This window comes from Alcaligenes sp. SJTW-7 (assembly GCF_047716895.1).
GTDB classification, from domain to species: domain Bacteria; phylum Pseudomonadota; class Gammaproteobacteria; order Burkholderiales; family Burkholderiaceae_B; genus Alcaligenes; species Alcaligenes ammonioxydans.
Genome location: NZ_CP136682.1, coordinates 221,632 through 240,999, shown reverse-complemented (window position 1 = coordinate 240,999; position 19,368 = coordinate 221,632). Strand labels below are relative to the sequence as shown.

Sequence of the window (19,368 nt, the reverse complement as noted above, 5' to 3'; positions counted from 1 at the left end):
GTGCAAAAAAAACAGGGGGAAAGCGGTAGAATCGGGCATCCAGGATATGACACCCGTATGAAACCCTTACCCCCTTTCTCTTTGACCGCAAGGACGTTGCTGTGAATAACAATGACCTGAACGCGGCGGTCCAGGTACGCGACATCCACAAACGCTTTGGCACCAACGAGGTGCTCAAGGGCATTTCCCTGCAAGCCCACAAGGGCGATGTGCTTTCCATCATCGGTGCCTCCGGTTCGGGCAAAAGCACCTTGCTGCGCTGCATCAACCATCTGGTCGTCCCCGATCAGGGCGAGATCCAGATCGGCAATGACATTTTGCGCAGCCACCGCAATCGCAAGGGAATTTGCCAGACGGACAATCCGCGCCTGCTTGAACAAGTCCGCGCACGCCTGGGCATGGTGTTTCAGAACTTCAATCTTTGGTCGCACCGCACGGTGCTGCAAAACGTCACCGAAGGCCCCATCCATGTCAAAGGACGTCCGGCCCGGGAAGCGGCCGACTACGCCCGCGAACTGCTGGGCAAGGTGGGTCTGAGCACTAAGTGTGATGCCTATCCAGCCGAGCTGTCGGGCGGACAGCAGCAGCGTGTGGCCATTGCCCGCGCCCTGGCCATGGACCCGGATGTCTTGCTGTTTGACGAGCCGACCTCGGCGCTGGACCCGGAAATGGTGGGCGAGGTGCTGCGTGTGATTCGCCAATTGGCCCAGGAAGGCCGCACCATGATTTTGGTGACCCACGAAATGAACTTTGCGCGCGACGTCTCTTCCGAGACCATTTTCATGCACAACGGCCTGATTGAAGAGCGCGGCCACCCCAAAGACCTGTTCGATAGGCCACAATCCGAGCGTCTACAGCAGTTTTTACAACCAATGCAGTAAGATCATCGCTTCGTGCATACGACACCGGCTGGAAAACCAGCAGGGCTGAGACGGCCCTGACCAGCCTTTCCACAAAGGAGAGCCAGACCATGAGTTTCCTCAGCAAGACCCTGATCTGTGCAAGCCTGGCCCTGTTGGGCTCCCAGGCTGCAATGGCAGACACCCTGAAAATCGGTACCGAAGGTGGTTACCCGCCATGGAGCATGGTGGACGCCGCTGGTAAAGTCACCGGCTTTGACGCCGATATTGGCGCAGCCCTGTGCAAAGAGCTGAACAGCGATTGCAAATTCATCGTGCAAGCCTTTGACAGCCTGATTCCTTCCCTGGATGCCAAACGCTTTGACCTGATCATCTCGGGCATGTCCTATACACCCGAGCGTGCCAAGCGCGTCAATTTCAGTATTCCTTACGCCGTTGAAGACGCGATTTTCGTGTTGCCCAAGAACAGCGAGCTGATCGGCGCCGACAACGAACAGACCATTTTTGACGGCCTGGCCGGTAAAACCATTGGCGTTCAGGGCGGCACCACACATGGCGCTTTCCTGGCCAAGAAAGCCCCCAAGACCACTGTCAAGAATTACGAAACCCTGGACCAGATGCAAATTGATCTGGACGCCGGTCGTCTGAACGGCACCTTTGCCGACCTGACCTCTCAGTCCAAATTTCTGCATAAGGTTGGCGAGCAGAACTTTGCCCTGTCCAAGCTGGTCATCAAGGGCTCCTCCGATCCCGAGACGCTGGGTTACGGCATTGCCGTCGGTATCCACAAAGACAATGCAGAACTGAAAGCCAAGGTTGATGCTGCCCTGTGCAAGCTGATTGACGATGGCACCGTCAAGACCGCCAGCGAAAAGTGGTTTGACATCGACATCGCCAACTACGAGATCTGCAAGAAATAAGTCGAGAAGTACCACTTGATGCTAGAGACCATTTTTAATGTGCTGCGCGAAGGCTGGGGCTGGATGTTCCTTCGCGGAGCGGCAATGACCTTGCTGATCTCCGTTTTGGGCATGGCCCTTGGCGTTGTCATTGGAATTACAGGAGCCAGCATCAAGACCAACGGGCCACGCTGGCTGCGTGGCCCCGTCAGCTTGTACACCACGGTTGTGCGCAGCATCCCTGAGCTGCTCATCATCTATCTGCTGTTTTTCGGCTCGGTGCAATTTGTCTCCGATCTGGCCGACTTCATGCGCATGGAAGATGTCGTCACCCGCTGGTTTCCCGCCCTGGTGGGCATTTTGGCGATTGGCCTGATTGCCGGCTCGTACAGCGTGGAAGTCTTTCGCGGCGCCTTGCAGGCCATTCCTGAAGGCCAGATCGAGGCGGCCAAGGCCATCGGCATGTCATCCTGGCAGCGCCTGCGCCGCATTATCCTGCCGCAAATGCTCTGGTATGCCTTGCCCGGCGCCAATAATGTCTGGCAGACCGCACTCAAGGACACCGCCCTGATCTCGCTGGTCGGCCTGGTCGAAATCATGCGCGCCGCCACCCTGGGAGCGGCCAACACACGCGAACCGATGGCCATGTACCTGATTGCGGGCGTGCTTTATTTTCTGATCGGTGCCTGTAGTCAGGCCCTGTTTTTACTGGCCGAACGCTATACCGGCAAAGGCATGAGAGCCCGGCCATGATAGATCTGGAATTATTCAACACGACCATCGAAACCCTGTTCAAAGGGTTTGGCATGAGCGTGTATATCGGTCTGTGGGGCATTGTGCTGTCGCTGTTCATCGGCCTGTCCCTGGCCCTGATGCGCCAGTCCCACAGCCGTCTTCTGAACGGTTTTGCCTTTGGCTACAGCACCGTTTTTCGGGGCACCCCCCTGCTGGTTCAGTTATTTCTGCTGTATTACGGCGTAGGCACGGTGAGTTTTGTGCGCGAGACCCCCGCCCTATGGTGGCTGTTCAGCGATGGCATGCGCTGCGCCATTTTGGCCATTGGCCTGAACAGTGGCGCCTATGTCAGCGAAGTGTTCCGTGGGGGCTTTCAGGCCGTTCCGGTCGGCCAGATCGAGGCCGCCAAATCCATCGGCATGTCCGCCTGGATGCGCTTTCGCCGCGTCGTCTTCCCCCTGGCCATCCGCCAGGCCTTGCCGGCCTACAGCAATGAAATCGTGCTGGCCATCAAAGGCACCAGTCTGGCCTCGACCATTGCCGTCATGGATCTGACCGGCCATGCCAAACGCTTGATGAACCAGAACTACGCCATCATCGAGACCTTCGTGATTGCGGGCCTGCTGTACCTGCTGATTAACTTTACCCTGCTGTCGGTAGTACACCTGATCGAGCGCTGGTTGAAAGTTCGCCGTTGAACCGACGTTCACCCAGACTGTGCGCCCTACCGACCATAACAACTGGACGCGGAGCACTGTCACATGCCAACACGCCCCAAACTGGCCCTGGTGGGCACCGGCGGCACGATTGCCGCCACCACCCAATCCAATCTGGGCCTGACTGACTACGACATCACCCAGGGCGTGGAAACGCTTTTACAAGCCGTACCGGCTCTCAATGAGCTGGCCGACCTGGAATGCCACCAGATTTTCAACGTGGACAGTCGGGCCATGAGTTCGCGGATGCTGTTGGAGCTATCCCACAAACTCAATGCGCTGCTGGCACGCCCCGATATCAACGGCGCCGTCATTACCCATGGCACCGACACCCTGGAAGAAAGTGCTTTTTTCCTGCACCTGACCCTGAAAACCGATAAGCCGGTGGTGATGACAGCGGCCATGCGCCCGGCCTCGGCCCTGAGCGCCGACGGACCGCTGAACCTATACCAGGCAGTGCAAGTGGCCTGCTCGTCGCGGGCTCAGGATCAGGGCGTGCTGGTGCTGCTCAATGACCAGATTCACAGCGCCCGTTTTCTGAGCAAGCAACACACCACCCAGACCGGCGCATTTGGTTCGCCCGATGCCGGCCCACTGGGACTGGTAGCGGGCGGCCAGGCTCGTTTCATGATGCGCAGCCTGCTGCCCCATACCCACAGCAGCCTGTTCGATGTTCGCTCTTTGCACAGCCTGCCCAAAGTGCAGATTTTTTACGATCATCCCGACACGCTGGCCGAACTGTATCGCCACGCGGCCCAAAGCGGCGTGCAGGGCCTGGTAGTGGCCGCAACCGGAAACGGCAGCCTGACTCCTGGCGCGCTGGAAGGGGTCAGCCTGGCTCACCGGCTCGGCGTGGTCTGTGTCCGCGCCTCCCGTATCCCTGCAGGGCCTGTGACAGACAGCGCTTATGATGCCGACCATCACACGATCGCAGCGCATTACCTGCCCGCGCAAAAGGCCCGAATCTTGTTGATGCTGTCCTTGGCCAACAAGCTGGAACACGATGAGATCGAAGCGGTTTTCCGCGATTACTGAGTGCCCGGACCGGCTGGTGTGCCAAGGGGACGTACACCTGTTGCCCGCCTGACGTTCACTCAAGATGCCCGCAGTTCGAGTCGCGGCGTGAACGCTGAGGCCAACTAGGCCAGCTCCACAGCTGACGTTGGCTGCTAAAGCGCCGTAGCTGGCCACTCAAAGGGTCGATGAATGCAATGTGCCGCGCCAGCAATTGCAGCGGCTGACTGAAATCATCGGCAGCGCGCTCGGGCAACAACTCCGGATAAAACACATCATTGAGAATGGGGGCACCCAAGCTGCTCAAATGCACCCGCAACTGATGCTTGCGACCGCTATGCGGGCGCAGGCGATAAAGCGCCCGATGATCGCCCTGCCCGGTCTGCCAATGTCGCTCGCACACGATTTCGGTACTGCTGTTGGGCTCTCCCGCCACTTCTTCCATCACAAAACGGCCCGGCACCTCTTTCAGGCGGCTACGGTACACCAGCCCGCTTGCCAGTTTTTCCTGAAATGGTGCCACCGCCTCATATTCCTTCTCAATGCCACCTTGCTGAAACAGGGACTGATATGCCCCACGGGCAGACGGGTCCCGACAAAACAGCAAAATACCCGCTGTTTCCCGGTCCAGCCGGTGAATAGGGCTGATGCCATCCTCTTTGAAATGTTTTCGCAGGCGACTCAAGGCTGTTTCATGCAAATAGCGTCCGCCGGGCGTCGTCGCCAGAAAATGCGGCTTGTCGACCGCAATCAAACACTCATCCGCATACAGGATGGGCATCTCAAAGGGAACGATGGTTTCCTTGTCCACCATGCGGAAGTACCACAGCCAACGCTCAGCCCGGTAGGGTGAATCCAGCGTCTGGGGTACCGCATTCTGATCCAGAATGTCGCCACGCCTGAGTCTATCGAGCAAAACCTCAGGATTCACATGTGGAAAACGCTGCAGCAAAAACTCATCGAGCCGCTGCCACGGACCGGGCGGGCACCACACTTTGCTGGGGCTGACCCCGTCACGCGAAGGCACGGGCGGGACGCTGTTTATCGGTGTCATGACAAGAAAAGCCACACGGAAAACGGCCCGCCAACGCAGCGGGCCAGACAATCAGGGCCATCAGTGTACTACCCGCCACCGCAAGGACGGCCGGTAGTACTGACACGCTCAGTGCCGAACCGGATCGGGGATACGACGCATCCGCACACCTTGACGAGTCCACAGCCAGATCAAGATCAGAAAAGCGGGTATATACACCCAGAATTCCGAAGGGCGATCTGGATGAGGCACCTTCACCTGCTCAATGTCCCAGCCTTGCTCCCACCCGGCTCGACGTGCGGGACTGCCAAAACTCACGGATGCAATTTGGGCCGTGTCGCCAAATGCCATGATCGTCAGGCCCGCTTGCGACAAGCGCTTGCTGGCCGCTGCCAGACCGCTCGCTTGGTCACCTGGCGGCAAGGCCGGCAACGACACCGCTACTGTTTTCTGCAAATCCTTGCCTTCCAGGTTCATCCCGGCCAGTTGAACCACCAGATTTCCGCCATCCGGTATGGTCTGCACAATCTGCATCAACTCCGAAGCAGGACGATCCTGATATTTCTCAGCAACGTGATCCATAAACCAGTCGGGGCGGAACAACATGAAAGTCACCAGCAACAGCAGGCCGGTCTCCAGCCAGCTCGTCTTGATCCGCAACCAGCCCATGGTGGCTGCGGCAAAGGCCAGCGATGCAACCGTGGCGCCCAGCACCACCAGCATTAATTCCCAGGCACTGTGAATGCCGATCAGCAGCAGCATGGGATTGAAGATGAACATGAACGGCAACACGGCGGTGCGCATCGCATAGATCACGCCCTGCACGCCCGTCTTGATCGGGTCCTCACCTGAAATGGCTGCCGCTGCAAAGGTGGCCAGGCCGACCGGCGGCGTGATGTCCGCCATGATCCCGTAATAGAACACAAACATGTGGACCGCAATCAGCGGAATGACCATCCCGCTTTGCGCCCCCAGTTCCACCACGACGGGGGCCATCAAGGTCGCCATCAAAATGTAGTTGGCGGTCGTTGGCATACCCAGACCCAGAACCAGACATACTGCAGCGGTGAAAAACAGCATGACCAGCACATTGCCCATGGATACCATCTCCACGAAGGCAGTCATGCGCAGGCCCAGACCAGTCAGTGTGATGGCACCTACAATCAGGCCCGCCGTCCCGCAGGCAATGCCGATGCCCACCATATTGCGAGCGCCTTCCTGCAGCCCCACCCAGACTTCACTGATGCCCTGGCGCAGAGGCTGGGCGGTCGCCTGTTTGCGAAACCAGGCGATGATGGGCCGTTGTGTCGCCATCTGGAACAACATGGCCATTACTGCCCAGAAAGCCGACAGGCCCGCAGACATCATCTCTACCGTCAGGCACCAGACCAAAATGCCAATCGGGATCAGAAAATACAAACCGGCTCGCACCGTTGGCCAGGGTTCTGGCCGCACCGGCGTGTTCACATTGATATCGGTGGGCAGATCCTCATGATCCGCTGCCACTTTCAGCAAAAACACGTACAAGGCCAGTAGCAGGAACAACAGAATCCAGATTGCAGCGGCACCGGCCACCGCCTGCACGCCGACGCCTATCCAGTACACCAGCCCCATCACAATCAGGGTGCCGGCCGTCCCCATGCCCCAGCCAGCCAGTTTTTGCACAAAGGTCTTGGGCTTGCCCGATGCCATCATCGGTTGAATCCCCAGTTTGAGCGCCTCCAGGTGCACGATGTAGAACAGGGCAATGTACGAAATGACCGCAGGCAGCAAGGCATGCCGAATGATGTCGGTATAGGGAATGCCGACATACTCAATCATCAGAAACGCAGCTGCGCCCATGACTGGGGGCATGATCTGCCCATTGACCGAGGAGGCGGTTTCAATCGCGCCGGCACGGATGCCACCGTAACCGGCTTTTTTCATCAGGGGGATGGTGAAAATGCCCCCCGTCACCACGTTGGCAACCGAGGAGGCCGAGACAATGCCATTGACCGCCGAGGACACCACCGCCACTTTGGCAGGCCCGCCGCGCAAGTGCCCCAACAAGGCAAAGGAGACCTGCATCATGTAATTGCCCGCCCCGCAACGATCCAGCAACGAGCCCAGCAATACAAAAATGAAAATATAAGAAACAGAAACGCCCAGGGCCACCCCGTAGACCCCTTCGGTGGTCAACCACATGTGTGAGACCAGACGCTGCAAGGAAGCGCCACGGTGGGACAAGGCATCGGGCAACCAGGGGCCCAAAAAGATATAGGCAATGAAAATAAGCGCCAATACCGCCATGGGCGCGCCCAGGGAGCGCCGCGTGGCCTCCAGCAGCAAGACCAGACCCACACTGGCCACCACCACGTCCATCGTGGTCGGGATGCCGGGACGCATGGCCAGCTCTTTATAGAAAAAGAACAGATACGAGCCGCAAAATGCGGCGATCAGCGCCAATATCCAGTCTTGAACAGGGATGCGATCCCGAGCCGAACTCTTGCAGGCAGGATACGCCAGATAGGCCAGAAACATGGCGATGCCCAAGTGCAGGGCACGCGCCTCAGTATCATTGAAAATCCCCAGATTCAGGGCAAAAGGCAACGGAGAGGCGTACCAGAGCTGGAACAGAGACCAGCCGATTGCAGCCAGGAACAACACCATGCCCGCCGCACCCGTGACCGAGCGCCCGCCCCGGTCTACATCGGCAACCAGTTTTTCCAGTTGTGCTGTTTCATCCTGTGTCAGAGCGACGTCCTGCGCCGTTTTTTTAGGTTCTTGTTGTGTCATTTGCATGTGTCTCCAGGAAAAGCAAGACCACTGCTGGTGCAGCGGCACTTGCGGCCAGGCGGCCTGTGCCGGCCTGGCCACGATCAGACTGTCTTACAGCAGCCCTTTTTCCTTGAAGTACTTTTCAGCCCCTTTGTGCAAGGGAGCGGACAGGCCATTTTTAACCATGTCCTCTTTTTTCAGGTTTGCCAATGCAGGGTGCAAGCGCTTGAAGTCGTCAAAATTGTCGAACACGGCTTTGACAACGTTATAGACCGACTCTTCGGGCACATCTTCCGATGTCACAAAGGTGGCCAAAACGCCGTAGGTTTGCACATCGTCCGGGTTATTTGGGTACAACCCGCCTGGAATCACGGCTTTGGCGTAGTAGGGATAGGTCTCGACCAACTTGTCTACCGCCGCTCCGGTCAGTGGGACCAGCTTGGCGCCGCAAGAGGTGGTGGGGTCCTGAATATTGGCCGAGGGGTGGCCTACGCCATAAATGAAGCCATCGATCTTGCCGTCACACAGGGCCGGGCCATGCTCATCAGGACGCAGTTCCGAGGCCAGCGAGAAAAAGCTGTTGTCCAGACCCATTGCCTGCAACAACTGATCCATCGATGCCCGTGTGCCCGAGCCCGGATTGCCCACGTTAAAGCGTTTTCCCTTGAAATCATCAAAGGTATTGATGTTGGCCTCTTTGCGCGAAAGCACGGTAAAGGGTTCCGGGTGAATAGAAAACACCGAACGCAGCTTCTTGTAAGCCCCTCCGTCCTTGAACTGCCCTTCACCGTTATAGGCGTTGTAACCTACATCGGACTGCACCACGCCCAGGTCCAGCTCACCGGCCTTGATGGTATTGACGTTGAAAACCGAGCCTCCGGTGGACTCTACCGAGCAGCGCACGCCATCGGTACCCCGATCTTTATTGACCAGACGGCAAATCGCACCGCCCGCGGCGTAATACACGCCAGTCACGCCTCCCGTGCCGATACTGACAAATTTCTGCTGGGCACTGGCCGGCAGCGGGCTCAGTAGCATGGCGCAAACCGCCGCCGTTGCGCTGAGCGCCCACACCTTCTTTTTGCCGGTTTGTTTGCTAATGTGTTCCATCTTCTTGTCTCCCATGGGGAAATCCCCTGTTTGTATAGCCGGTACGGCCGGTTTTCTTCACTTTGCAGGAGCCGGGCCTGCCTCTTCATCGTGCTGCCAATAAATTCCCTGACTACGAAAGGATGTCTCCAGTTGCGCCAAGCGCTGTACAACCGGCTTGCCTCCCAGCGCGGCAATCCGCGCCAGCAGATGCTCGGCCACGGTGACGGCTCCCACCAGGGAATGGAAAAAACTTGCTGCGCACTGACCACCGGTCTGTGCCTCAAACAACAAAACATGCCGGGCACCTTGTGCAATCGGTGACAACACACTATCGGTAATCGCCACGACGGGAATCCCGCGTTGCACCGCTTGCTGCACGCTGTTGACCGCGGCTTTAACGTACGGCGCCTGACTGATGACCAGCAACACACTGCCGCTATCCAGACCCGTTTCCAGCTCCAGCAGCAAATCGGCCGCCCGGTTCAGCAAGACACCGTCGCCCCGAATCAGCTGATAGGCGTAATGCATCTGAAAAGCGCAGGCAAAGCTGGCTCCCAGCCCCAAGAACCCGACCTTGGACGCGCCCAGAATGGCCCGGGCGCACGCATCGAGCGCATTAAGCGGGTTGAGCCGCAACACGGACGCCAACGCCTGCTCCTGTTGCGCACCCAAGTCCCTGGCCTGTTGCTCCGAGGCGCGGCTGCCTTGCAAGTTCTGGGCGCGTGCGGCCATCGTGCCGCTGGTGCGATGCAAAGCCTGTTGGAAGGGCTCGCGAAAGCCATCATAGCTTTCATAGCCCGCCGCTTTGGCCAGACGGAGCATGGTGGCCGGAGCCAGCGACAAGGCCTGCGCCTGCTTGCGCATGGACCACAGGCTGACCTCTACCGGATGGCGTTCTACCCATTGGGCCGCCCGACGCAACTCGGGAGTCAGCTCAGGCAAGAGACGCTGCAGGCGTAACAAGGGCTCCATGTATCGTTCTACTCACACATCCACACAATAAAACGCATGTTAATCTGGAGACGAACAAAAAAAACAAATGTTTTACTAGGGTTTGCCCGCAATTCGCTATCATTATTTCTTTTTCAGGGCGTTGTGCTGCCAATGATGGGTGGCATTAGCGAATTTCGAAAAAGTCGTAACGCTTGTCGGTGTAAGAGCGCTGTATATCCACCTGCTCAACCTGCGCCTGCTCGGGACCGATATAAAGCCAGCTGACCATACGATCGATGGCATCGGCCGTGCCTTGCAACAACAGCTCCACCGAGCCGTCCCCTGCATTGCTGACCCAGCCTTTGACGCCATACAGATGCGCGTGACGCAAGGCGCTGGCACGAAACCCAAGCCCCTGGACCCGCCCTTTAACACTCACCTCTACGGTTTCACAATCCGCCATTCGTCTGCTCCCTGCTATTTGTTACCGAAATGTGGCACGCATCCGCCCCCGTTCTCGATATTCAGTTAAATTAGTCACATCATTGTTGCATGACCGCACCCGATTCACTGCTTTGTGCAGCCACTTCATCATGAACTTGCCCCGCCTTATTTATCTATCGCTGCGCAGGGCAATCTACATGCCAAGCCTACTGGCTATCCTGGGCCTGTTGGTCCCCTTTGCCCAGGCGGCACCGCATGCCCAAGAGCATATTGTGCGTGTGGGCGTCTATGAAAATCCCCCCAAGCTTTTGCTAGATAGCCAGGCCCGTCCCGGCGGCATTATGGGCGAGCTGCTGATGGAGATTGCCAAGCGCGAGGGCTGGACCCTGGAGGCGGTACAGTGCGACTGGCAACAGTGCCTGAACGCCTTGCAAAACGACCTGCTCGATCTCGTGCCAGGACTGGCCTATTCGCCCGAACGGGCAGCGCTGTACAGCTACCACAACCGAGCGGTGCTGGAGGACTGGTCTCAGATCTTCACAGGCAAAACCACACATATCGGCGCGCTGAACGACCTGAATGGCAAACGCATTGCGGTCATGAGCGGCACCCTGCAACTGACCCAGCTCTACAATATTTTGCAAAAACTGGAACTGGGCTCCAGGCTGGTCATCACCGACTCCCAGTACAGTGCCCTGAAACTGGTACAGACCAAACAGGCCGACGCCGCAGTAGTCGGCCATTTATTTGGGGTACGCCATGCCGGTGAACATGGCCTGAAAACCGCCCCTATCCGGCTGGAACCGACCAACACTTATTTTGTCACTGCCAAGGACCGCAACCTGGATCTGCTGGCGGCCATTGATACCCACATCAAGAACTGGCAAGACAATAACGACCCGTTCTATACCGAAACGCTGAACCAGTGGGGTCTGCGCCTGATCGAAAAGCCGACCAAGCCCTGGATTATTCCTGCATTGCTGACGCTGGGCGTCTTGTTGACGATCGCTCTGCTTACCGTGACCCTGATGCGCATTGTCCTGCGTCGCCAGCGCAAAAAACTGCTGCGCACCGAGCATCATTTGCATACGGTGCTCGATGCCACTGACGCCTACGTGTACATCAAGGACGATCAGTTCCGCTATCAATACGCCAACCGCAAGCTGTGCGAGGACCTGAACTACACCACCGACAGCATTGTGGGTAAAACCGATCAGGATCTGTACGCCAACAAACAGACCATCAACGAATTCCGACACAACGACGAACAGGTGCTGTACAGCGGTGAACGATTGGCCGTGGAAGAGGTGGTGCGGGACCGTAAAGGCGATATACGCGCCACATTTTTCTCCATCAAGATGCCCGTCCAAGACCCGGAAACGCGGCAAACCAGCCTGTACTGCATCTCCACCAACATCTCGGCCCTTAAAGCCACGCAATCAGAAAACTATCGGCTGGCTTTTTACGACCCACTCACCGAACTGCCCAACCGCCGCCTGCTGCTGCAACGCCTGGAACGCCACCTGCAAACCATCGAGCCTTACAAACGGCCCGGTGCGTTGTACTTTCTGGATCTGGACCGCTTCAAACATATCAACGACGCACGCGGACACGCCATTGGCGATGCCTTGCTGCGCAAAGTAGCACGCCGCCTGTCCTTGATTATTGACCCCCAGGACATCGTGGCCCGACTGGGCGGGGACGAGTTTGTCATCCTGAAGATTCTGCACCCAGGCACCGTGCGCGACTGCTACAAAGAAGCACTGGAATTTGCTGAACTGGTGCGCACCCGTCTTGAGGAGCCTTACAACATTGAAGGCCATTCGTATCTGAGCAGCAGCAGTATCGGTCTGGCCCTGATTACCGACAGCACCCTGACTTCGGAAGACCTGATGCGTCAGGCCGACACGGCCATGTATCGCTCCAAAGAAAATGGCCGCAACCAGATCACGCTGTACGAGCCTGGCATGCAAGAGGCCGTCGAAGAACATTTGAATCTGCAACACGATCTGCGCTTTGCCATAGGATCGGATCAACTGCGCCTGTTTGTGCAGTCCCAGTACGACAAGCACAACCGTATTTGTGGTGCGGAAGTACTACTGCGCTGGCTGCATCCGACCCGCGGCATGCTCACTCCCAATCTGTTCATTCCGCTGGCGGAAAGCACGGACCTGATCACCCCCCTGGGCGACTGGATCATGGCCTCGGTCTGTGATCTGCTGCTGCAAACCCAGCAGTGCCACTTTCCGATTTCCATTAACGTCAGCCCGATCCAGTTCCGCCGGCCCGATTTTGCCCGCCGTACACGCCAGATTCTGGAAAGCAGCGGCGCCCCCGCCCATCGCCTGATTTTTGAGATTACCGAAGGCGTGCTGATGGAGGACTTCAGCTCTGCCAACAGCATGATGCGGGAACTCAAGGATCTGGGCATCCGCTTTTCCATGGATGACTTTGGTACCGGCTATTCCAACCTGGCCGCCATACGCCGCCTGCCACTGTATGAGTTGAAAATGGATCGCAGCCTGATTCTGGGGGTACCTGGGGAGCAAGAAGCCAACGCCATTGTGCGCACGGTACTGGCCATGGCACGACAACTGGGCCTGCACGTGGTGGCAGAAGGGGTGGAAAACGAGCAGCAGAAAGAATTCCTGCTACGTCGCGGCTGCCATGGATTGCAGGGCTATTTGTTCAGCGCCCCGCAACTGGTGGAGCAGTGGCTGGAGCTTATTGAGCAGGATGGGGGTCCTGCCGCCGCCCCCTGAAAACGCGGCCTGCATGCACCGGTTTCACCTTATTCCCGTCGCCACGCCAGCCCCGTCACACTCAGCCCTGACGGCCATCTTCCCGCTGATATTGGCACGACTCCAGGCATGTCCGATAAGGACGGCCTGGCCTCATCGCGCAGCCAAGCAGGGGCTTGTGCTGTCACGCACGATCACGCATCCGACCCTTTTTCCTGCACCGGCTCAGTCTCTTGCGGCAACACCCATTCCAGCCGCTCATGCTCAATATCCGTATGCAAGGGCTCAATCCCCGGCTGCGTACGTTTGGCCCTGGCCGATAGCTCGGCAAAGCGGCTGACTTTGCCGTACAAACCTTGCTGGCCAGCCAGTGCTGTAACAGTGCTGTTGTAGTGTTTGCCCGCCTGCCCCAAGGTTTCGCCCAGCTTTTTCAGACGTTCGGCCAGGAGAGACACCTGGTTATAGATATCCCCTGCACGTTGGCTCAGTTCGTGGGCCTGCTCATTGCTGCGCACCATCATCCAGATATTGGCTACGGTGCGCAAAATGGGCAGCAAGGTCGTGTGTGAAACCATCAGGACGTTCTTGCCCAGACCGTAATCGAACAGGCCATGATGCTGCTGCAACGCCTGCATATAGGCCGCTTCAATCGGCACATACATGAATACAAAACCAGGGCTGTTCAAACCGGGCAAGGCGCTGTAATCCTTGGTGGCCAGATCATCAATATGGTTGCGCAGTGCCTGCACATGCGCCTGCAGGCTTTGCTGACGCTCCTCATCGGTCTGAGCACGAATGGCGCGGTCGTAGTCCACCAGGGACACCTTACAGTCCAGCACCAGATGCTTGTCCTGGGGAAGATGGACCACAAAGTCGGGATACCGCAGGCGGCCTTGCTCATCGCGTGCCTGCCACTGCGTATCAAAGTGCACACCACGCACCAGCCCCGCCACTTCCAGCGTTTTCTCCAGCTGGGTTTCACCCCAATTCCCCGTGGTTTTCTTATCACCTTTCAGGGCCATCGCCAGCGAGTGCGCTTCAGCACTCATGCGCAGCCCCATTTCCTGCATGCGTTGCAGCTCCAGACTCAAGGCGGTCTGGCCTTTCACGGACTCGTCATGCACCTGGTTCACCCGCAGTTGAAAACCAGCCAATTGCTCGCGAAAGGGTCGCAGCATTTCATCCAGGGTGCGCTGGCTGTCCTGGCGCAACGTTTGTCCTTTGGCCTCCAGAATCTGTTGAGCCAGCGACTCGAACTGCAGCCGCATTTGTTCACGGCTATGTTCCAGGTCCTCCTGGATAGCCTGGTTACGCCGTTCCTGGGCCTGAATCTGAGCATCGCGGCGTATCAGCTCTTTATCCAGTTCCACGGCCCGGTTCTGGGCGTGCTGAGAGTGCTCGTGAGCATGGGCCAGATCCTGCTCCAGACGCGCGCATCGATCCTCCAGTGCCCGCTCGACCGGGGCGCTCATGCGCGACCGCAGCCATGCACCCAGCACCAGTCCCAGCGCCAAGGCGACCACCGCGATCAGCACATCCATTCCCGTCAAATCCAGCTGCATCCACCCTACTCCTGCCCAGCACCGCCAGATCAGGAATGTCCTGACCGGTCTGTCCGGCTAAGCCTGCTATTTAACCGTATAACGCTGGTAATTTATACACCCTTTTCTCAATCCCGACCTAAAGACAGCACGCTGACGGTGTCCGCGCCCGCCAAGCCGTGAGCTCGCCCTCTTCCCGTCACATCCAGACAAAACTGGACGCCAAATCCCGTATTTGGGGGACAAATCAGAAACGTCTGCCCCTTAGGATAAGCAGGTGTCTGTTTTTTATGCCCTCTCATGAACTGGATCAGCAATGCGCGGATCGTGGCGATTTTCTCGGTGGTATGCCTGCATATCGCTGCCTACGCCGTCCTCAATGCCGAGGTAGGCACGGCCAACTGGTGGAGCGGCAATCTGTATGATGCGGCCACCCGCTGGTGCGTACCGGTCTTTGTGATGGTCAGCGGTGCGCTCCTGCTCGAACCCCGGCCTCAAGAAGGCATGAAACTGTTCTATCGCAAACGGGCATCACGGGTCTTGCTGCCCTTGCTGTTCTGGACGGCCTTTTACCTGGGCTGGACCGCCTTCAAGCAACATTGGTGGACGCCGCAGGCAGATCCCTACCCCTATCTGGAGCGTCTATTGCAGGGGCGTCCCTATTTTCACCTCTGGTTTTTGTACATGATCGTGTTCCTGTACCTGTTCACGCCATTTTTGCGTCGCATGGTCCAGAACACCAATCTGAAGCAATTGACGGTGCTGACTGGAGCCGCTTTCGTACTGTCTGCGCTGAGCACCCTGAGCAAGCCAGAGCTGAACACTCACTCGGCTCCTTTCTTCACCTGGTTTCTGTCTTATCTGCCCTATTTCCTGCTGGGCTATCTGCTGCGCAAAGTACCTGTACGCGTGCCCCGCTGGCTGACCCTCTCGGTATTACTGGGCAGTATTGCGGCCACAGCCTGGGGCTTTTACGCGTTGGCCATCACCCACGATCGTCAAACCGCGGCGTACTTTTACGACTACCTGAGCATTACCGTCATCCCCATGTCTATCGCGTTGATCGTGCTGCTGCGTGACTGGAATCAGCCCTTGATCAACTCGCGTATCAGTGCCCATCTGGCGGAGCTGACCTTGGGGGTGTATTTGATCCACCCCTGGCTGATCGACCTGATGTACCGCTACCTGTTCACGGCGCTGGATTTCAATGCGCTGTGGTCAATTCCTGCGTTGGCAGTGGCCATCTATGGTCTGTCCCTGCTGCTGACGGCCGGCTTCAAAGCGACGCCGGTTTTGCGGGCAACCGTCTAAACACCACTACGTAAAACACAAAAAAAATGGGCTAGCTTCCAAAGAGAAACTTGCCCATCTCCATCTAGGGGTGCACCATCGGCGCGACTGATTATTCGCGGCTCATTACCCAGCACCAAGCCTTCACACCACGCCCCGCCACCGTCAACCCATGACCGGCCATGGACCATTGATGGCCTCGTACCCATCATCCCCTTCAAGGCTTAAGGACGAAATGGCGCGTCATCAATAGGAGATGCCTCGCCCGTCAGGTGAGCCGCCAGAATCGCTGCGCTGCCGCAAGCCAAGGTAAAGCCCAATGCTCCGTGGCCTGCGTTCACCCACAAGCGGCCGGCCAGCTTGCTGGCTCCCACCACCGGTTTGCCCGATGGCGTCGCAGGCCGCAAACCAGCCCAGGTCTGGGCCTGTTCCAGCGGCAGACCGGGAAACAGGCCATTGACCTGCTGCTTCAAGGTCGCCATGCGGGCAGCAGGAATATCCAAACCTTCAAACCCAATATCCACCATCGCGGCCATGCGCAGTACCTTGCCCAGACGGGCGTACACAATACGCTGTTCGTAATCGGTGACGCTGATCGCCGGCACCGCCTGATTCAAACCCTCCAGCGGCAGGCTCAAGCTATAACCCTTCAAGGGATAAATCAACGGGCGGCCACCCAATTGCCGCAGCAAAGACACCGTACCCATCCCGCTGGCAAGAACAAACTGATCTGCTTGAAACTCGCCTTGCGGGGTGTGCACAGCGCGAATGTCGCGTCCTTCCATCACAAAACGCTGCACCGGCGTGTTCAGCCTCAATTCGTAGTCACCGTCGTTTTGCAGGCGCTCATGCAAGGCAAGGGCAAACAAACAAGCGTCGCCCGCTTCTTCACTCGGTGTGTAAATCGCACCTTGCAAGCGTGAACCCAAAGCCTGTAGTGAGGGTTCCAATTCCAGTACCTGGGCGGCCTCCAGCACTTGCTGCGACGAACCCAGCTCAGCCTGCAGTTGCGCTTGCTCACGCGCATGCTCAAACGGGCCCGGGCTACGGAACACAATCAGTTTGCCATTGCGTTGATGAGCAAACTCCAGATTGAAACGTGCTTGCCAGTCGTGCAGAACGTCGCGGCTCAAGTAGGACAGACTCAGCATCTGCGCAGTAGTCCGACGCACCACATCACTGCGGCAGGCTTTCAGAAAATGAAGCAGCCAGCGCCATTGCTGCAGGCTCAGGGCCGGCTTAAAACGCAGGGGCGAGTCTTTGTTCAACAACCAGCGGGGCAAATCCTTGAACACGCCGGGATCCGCCAAGGGGGCGACGTAGCTGTAACTTAGCTGCCCACCGTTGGCAAAACTGGTCTGTCCGGCCACCTGCGGGCCGGCCTCCAGAACCGTGACCTTGATCCCTTTCTGGCGCAACATGAACGCAGTGCTCATTCCGATTACACCGGCGCCGATAATACATACATGCATGGCTATACCCCCAATAACTGCTCTATTGTCTGGGGGGCGGCGTCGGGACGCCAATGAATAGTTGCTGTAGTCCATAACCCTGGGTTATGGAAAAACCAACGACTCAACCAGGAAAACGGCATTCCAGCAGCGCCTGCCGGATGTGATCGAGCACGCGTTCGCGCGAACCCGAGCCCGCATCATCAGGGGCCGTCAAAATACTCACGGGGATAGGCAAAGGCTCGGGCAAACGATGGATGGCAAGGCCTCGGCCTTGCATGGCGCGCGCGGTGACCAGATCGACCAGGGCCTCGCCCACCTGCTGCACCACCAGACTGCAAGCAACGTAATGGGTCTGCACACGCATAAAGGGCGTGACATCGTGAGCATGGTTTTGCAACAGGCTTTCCACCATCGCACCGACCGGGTCATCCGCGTCCAAAGCAATGAAGGCGCGCCCGGCCATCTCCTTCCAGTGACGCAACGGAGCAACGCCCGGCAAGGTAACGTGTACCAGTTCCGTATGGGCCAACACCTGCCGCTGCACACCGGAGGCTTCGCCCTGATCAAAGCTCATCACCATGTCCAGGTCGCGCGTTTCCAAGGCTTGCAGCAACTCGCCACTATGGTGGGTACGCAGCTCGAAACTCATGGCCGGGTGCGCCTGACGGCAGCGACTCAAGGCGACCGGCAGCAGCTCCAGGCCAAACGCCGGACTGCTGCCTATACGCCACAGCCCTTCATGGTGAGAGCGCAGATTGCGCGCCAGTCGGCTGACGTCATCCAGATTCTGATGCAAGCGCGCCACGTAAGGCGCCAGGATGCTGGCCTCGCGTGTGGGGATCAAGCGGCCCCGCACGCGGTCAAACAGCCGAAATCCCAGCTGCATTTCCGCCGTTGCCAGCATCTTGCTGGCCGCAGGCTGGGAGATATGCAGCAACTGCGCGGCCTGTGTCAATGAACCGCCACGGCAGATTGCGTCAAAAATTTCTACATGCCGCCACCGCATCGACGGGCCCTCCTGGTGCGTGCTGGTGTGAATACCCGGTATTATCCTGCAACTTGGACAGCAAAACCGTACGGGCAGGAAAGCCATCAGCCCCCGGCGCTTACTTGGTATCCTATAGCCTTTTGAGTCTTTTGCCGTGCGCCAGACGCCGGGCGAGCATATGGCTGCCAATCCCTACAAGAAACGCGAACCCAATATCCGTGAACAAGTCTATGGCATGTTGCGTCAGGACATTGCCCTGGGCAAGATCGGCTTTGACGTGCGGCTGGTCGATAACGAAATTGCGGCCAGCCTGAATGTCTCGCGCATGCCGGTGCGTGAAGCCTTGCTGCAACTGAAAAACGAAGGGGTGCTGGAAGGAACATCACGCGGCTTTGTACTGCGGGTCTACACCGCCCAGGATATCGAGGACATTTTCTCAGTACGTCTTTTACTTGAGCCACCAGCAGCCAAGCTGGCCTGCATCCATCAAAGCAAAGTGGGCATGCTGGCAATGGAGCAGGCCTTGAGTCGAATTGAAGCCACTCACCAGCAAGGTGACCCGATCGACAATATTCAGGCCAACTGGGCCTTTCGCAGTGCCTGGATCAGCATGGTGCCCAACAAGCAATTGGTCGACACCATGGCACGCCTGCACGATCAGGCCGACCAAGCCCGGATTGCCTGCCTCCAGGACCCCCAGTTCCGATTGGAGACCATGCAGCGGGCCAAGGCCATCTGCCAGGCATTCCGTGAATGCCAGCAGGAGCAGGCAGCCCAGTTGATTAGGGAAAACCTGGTCATTTGCTGCTCGGCCTACTGCCTCAAGCAAGCGGAGCTGCTGGCCTGAGGGCGGCCCTACAGGACACGCCCC

General features: G+C 58.0%; 16 protein-coding genes. 8 read left to right on the top strand and 8 right to left on the bottom strand.

The genetic code is table 11. The annotated features are described in order from the left end of the window. Positions 1–101: 101 nt before the first annotated feature. From RSQ48_RS01040 to RSQ48_RS01020, 5 genes are all read left to right on the top strand, one after another. Positions 102–881 carry an ABC transporter ATP-binding protein gene (locus RSQ48_RS01040; RefSeq protein WP_003804861.1) on the top strand — a complete coding sequence of 260 codons (780 nt, stop codon included), beginning with the start codon at positions 102–104 and terminating at the stop codon, positions 879–881. Between the two features lie 89 nt (positions 882–970). After that, the gene (locus RSQ48_RS01035; protein ID WP_131071167.1) at positions 971–1,780 is read left to right on the top strand and encodes a transporter substrate-binding domain-containing protein; all 810 of its coding nucleotides are present in this window, start codon (positions 971–973) and stop codon (positions 1,778–1,780) included. Positions 1,781–1,798: 18 nt separating this feature from the next. Beyond that, positions 1,799–2,512, top strand: a complete 714-nt coding sequence (locus tag RSQ48_RS01030) for an ABC transporter permease (RefSeq protein WP_240209198.1) — start codon at positions 1,799–1,801, stop codon at positions 2,510–2,512. Next, positions 2,509–3,192 (top strand): ABC transporter permease, encoded by a 684-nt coding sequence (locus tag RSQ48_RS01025; RefSeq protein WP_003804870.1) that lies wholly within the window; start codon positions 2,509–2,511, stop codon positions 3,190–3,192. The genes RSQ48_RS01030 and RSQ48_RS01025 overlap by 4 nt, the downstream gene beginning before the upstream one ends. A 63-nt stretch (positions 3,193–3,255) precedes the next feature. After that, on the top strand, positions 3,256–4,245 hold the full coding sequence (locus RSQ48_RS01020; protein WP_003804871.1) for an asparaginase: 990 nt from the start codon (positions 3,256–3,258) through the stop codon (positions 4,243–4,245). Positions 4,246–4,300: 55 nt separating this feature from the next. On the opposite strand, the gene RSQ48_RS01015 is transcribed toward RSQ48_RS01020, so the two are convergent. The 5 genes from RSQ48_RS01015 to RSQ48_RS00995 form a co-directional block, all read right to left on the bottom strand. Next, positions 4,301–5,278 (bottom strand): pseudouridine synthase, encoded by a 978-nt coding sequence (locus RSQ48_RS01015; RefSeq protein ID WP_240209197.1) that lies wholly within the window; start codon positions 5,276–5,278, stop codon positions 4,301–4,303. A gap of 108 nt (positions 5,279–5,386) precedes the next feature. Next, complete coding sequence (locus RSQ48_RS01010) at positions 5,387–8,032, bottom strand: TRAP transporter permease (RefSeq protein ID WP_240209196.1); 2,646 nt, start codon at positions 8,030–8,032, stop codon at positions 5,387–5,389. Between the two features lie 93 nt (positions 8,033–8,125). Then, complete coding sequence (locus tag RSQ48_RS01005) at positions 8,126–9,124, bottom strand: TAXI family TRAP transporter solute-binding subunit (RefSeq protein WP_039944047.1); 999 nt, start codon at positions 9,122–9,124, stop codon at positions 8,126–8,128. Positions 9,125–9,181: 57 nt separating this feature from the next. Continuing rightward, a complete protein-coding gene (locus tag RSQ48_RS01000; RefSeq protein ID WP_240209195.1) occupies positions 9,182–10,078 on the bottom strand; it encodes a MurR/RpiR family transcriptional regulator in 897 nt (298 codons plus the stop codon). A 145-nt stretch (positions 10,079–10,223) separates the two neighbouring features. Then, positions 10,224–10,502, bottom strand: a complete 279-nt coding sequence (locus RSQ48_RS00995) for an acylphosphatase (protein ID WP_003804883.1) — start codon at positions 10,500–10,502, stop codon at positions 10,224–10,226. A gap of 178 nt (positions 10,503–10,680) precedes the next feature. On the opposite strand from RSQ48_RS00995, the gene RSQ48_RS00990 reads away from it, so the two are divergent. Next, positions 10,681–13,245: an EAL domain-containing protein gene (locus RSQ48_RS00990; protein ID WP_240209194.1), complete on the top strand. Its 2,565-nt coding sequence runs from the start codon at positions 10,681–10,683 to the stop codon at positions 13,243–13,245. Positions 13,246–13,418: 173 nt separating this feature from the next. On the opposite strand, the gene rmuC is transcribed toward RSQ48_RS00990, so the two are convergent. Further along, positions 13,419–14,786: a DNA recombination protein RmuC gene (rmuC, locus tag RSQ48_RS00985; RefSeq protein WP_003804886.1), complete on the bottom strand. Its 1,368-nt coding sequence runs from the start codon at positions 14,784–14,786 to the stop codon at positions 13,419–13,421. 279 nt (positions 14,787–15,065) lie between these two features. On the opposite strand from rmuC, the gene RSQ48_RS00980 reads away from it, so the two are divergent. Then, positions 15,066–16,076 (top strand): acyltransferase, encoded by a 1,011-nt coding sequence (locus tag RSQ48_RS00980; RefSeq protein ID WP_059318368.1) that lies wholly within the window; start codon positions 15,066–15,068, stop codon positions 16,074–16,076. Positions 16,077–16,279: 203 nt separating this feature from the next. On the opposite strand, the gene RSQ48_RS00975 is transcribed toward RSQ48_RS00980, so the two are convergent. Then, positions 16,280–17,527 (bottom strand): D-amino acid dehydrogenase, encoded by a 1,248-nt coding sequence (locus RSQ48_RS00975; protein ID WP_240209193.1) that lies wholly within the window; start codon positions 17,525–17,527, stop codon positions 16,280–16,282. A gap of 103 nt (positions 17,528–17,630) precedes the next feature. Further along, a complete protein-coding gene (locus tag RSQ48_RS00970) occupies positions 17,631–18,515 on the bottom strand; it encodes a LysR family transcriptional regulator (protein WP_240209192.1) in 885 nt (294 codons plus the stop codon). A 160-nt stretch (positions 18,516–18,675) separates the two neighbouring features. Between RSQ48_RS00970 and RSQ48_RS00965 the strand changes: the two genes are divergently transcribed. Continuing rightward, on the top strand, positions 18,676–19,344 hold the full coding sequence (locus RSQ48_RS00965; protein ID WP_003804894.1) for a GntR family transcriptional regulator: 669 nt from the start codon (positions 18,676–18,678) through the stop codon (positions 19,342–19,344). Positions 19,345–19,368 lie beyond the last annotated feature (24 nt).

Excerpts from the sequence above, each read along its gene's own strand:
- RSQ48_RS01035 (WP_131071167.1), top strand. The coding sequence starts at position 971 with ATGAGTTTCCTCAGCAAGACCCTGATCTGTGCAAGCCTGGCCCTGTTG.
- RSQ48_RS01030 (WP_240209198.1), top strand. The coding sequence starts at position 1,799 with ATGCTAGAGACCATTTTTAATGTGCTGCGCGAAGGCTGGGGCTGGATG.
- RSQ48_RS01025 (WP_003804870.1), top strand. The coding sequence starts at position 2,509 with ATGATAGATCTGGAATTATTCAACACGACCATCGAAACCCTGTTCAAA.
- RSQ48_RS01020 (WP_003804871.1), top strand. The coding sequence starts at position 3,256 with ATGCCAACACGCCCCAAACTGGCCCTGGTGGGCACCGGCGGCACGATT.
- RSQ48_RS01015 (WP_240209197.1), bottom strand. The coding sequence starts at position 5,278 with ATGACACCGATAAACAGCGTCCCGCCCGTGCCTTCGCGTGACGGGGTC.
- RSQ48_RS01010 (WP_240209196.1), bottom strand. The coding sequence starts at position 8,032 with ATGACACAACAAGAACCTAAAAAAACGGCGCAGGACGTCGCTCTGACA.
- RSQ48_RS01005 (WP_039944047.1), bottom strand. The coding sequence starts at position 9,124 with ATGGAACACATTAGCAAACAAACCGGCAAAAAGAAGGTGTGGGCGCTC.
- RSQ48_RS01000 (WP_240209195.1), bottom strand. The coding sequence starts at position 10,078 with ATGGAGCCCTTGTTACGCCTGCAGCGTCTCTTGCCTGAGCTGACTCCC.
- RSQ48_RS00995 (WP_003804883.1), bottom strand. The coding sequence starts at position 10,502 with ATGGCGGATTGTGAAACCGTAGAGGTGAGTGTTAAAGGGCGGGTCCAG.
- RSQ48_RS00990 (WP_240209194.1), top strand. The coding sequence starts at position 10,681 with ATGCCAAGCCTACTGGCTATCCTGGGCCTGTTGGTCCCCTTTGCCCAG.
- rmuC (WP_003804886.1), bottom strand. The coding sequence starts at position 14,786 with ATGCAGCTGGATTTGACGGGAATGGATGTGCTGATCGCGGTGGTCGCC.
- RSQ48_RS00980 (WP_059318368.1), top strand. The coding sequence starts at position 15,066 with ATGAACTGGATCAGCAATGCGCGGATCGTGGCGATTTTCTCGGTGGTA.
- RSQ48_RS00975 (WP_240209193.1), bottom strand. The coding sequence starts at position 17,527 with ATGCATGTATGTATTATCGGCGCCGGTGTAATCGGAATGAGCACTGCG.
- RSQ48_RS00970 (WP_240209192.1), bottom strand. The coding sequence starts at position 18,515 with ATGCGGTGGCGGCATGTAGAAATTTTTGACGCAATCTGCCGTGGCGGT.
- RSQ48_RS00965 (WP_003804894.1), top strand. The coding sequence starts at position 18,676 with ATGGCTGCCAATCCCTACAAGAAACGCGAACCCAATATCCGTGAACAA.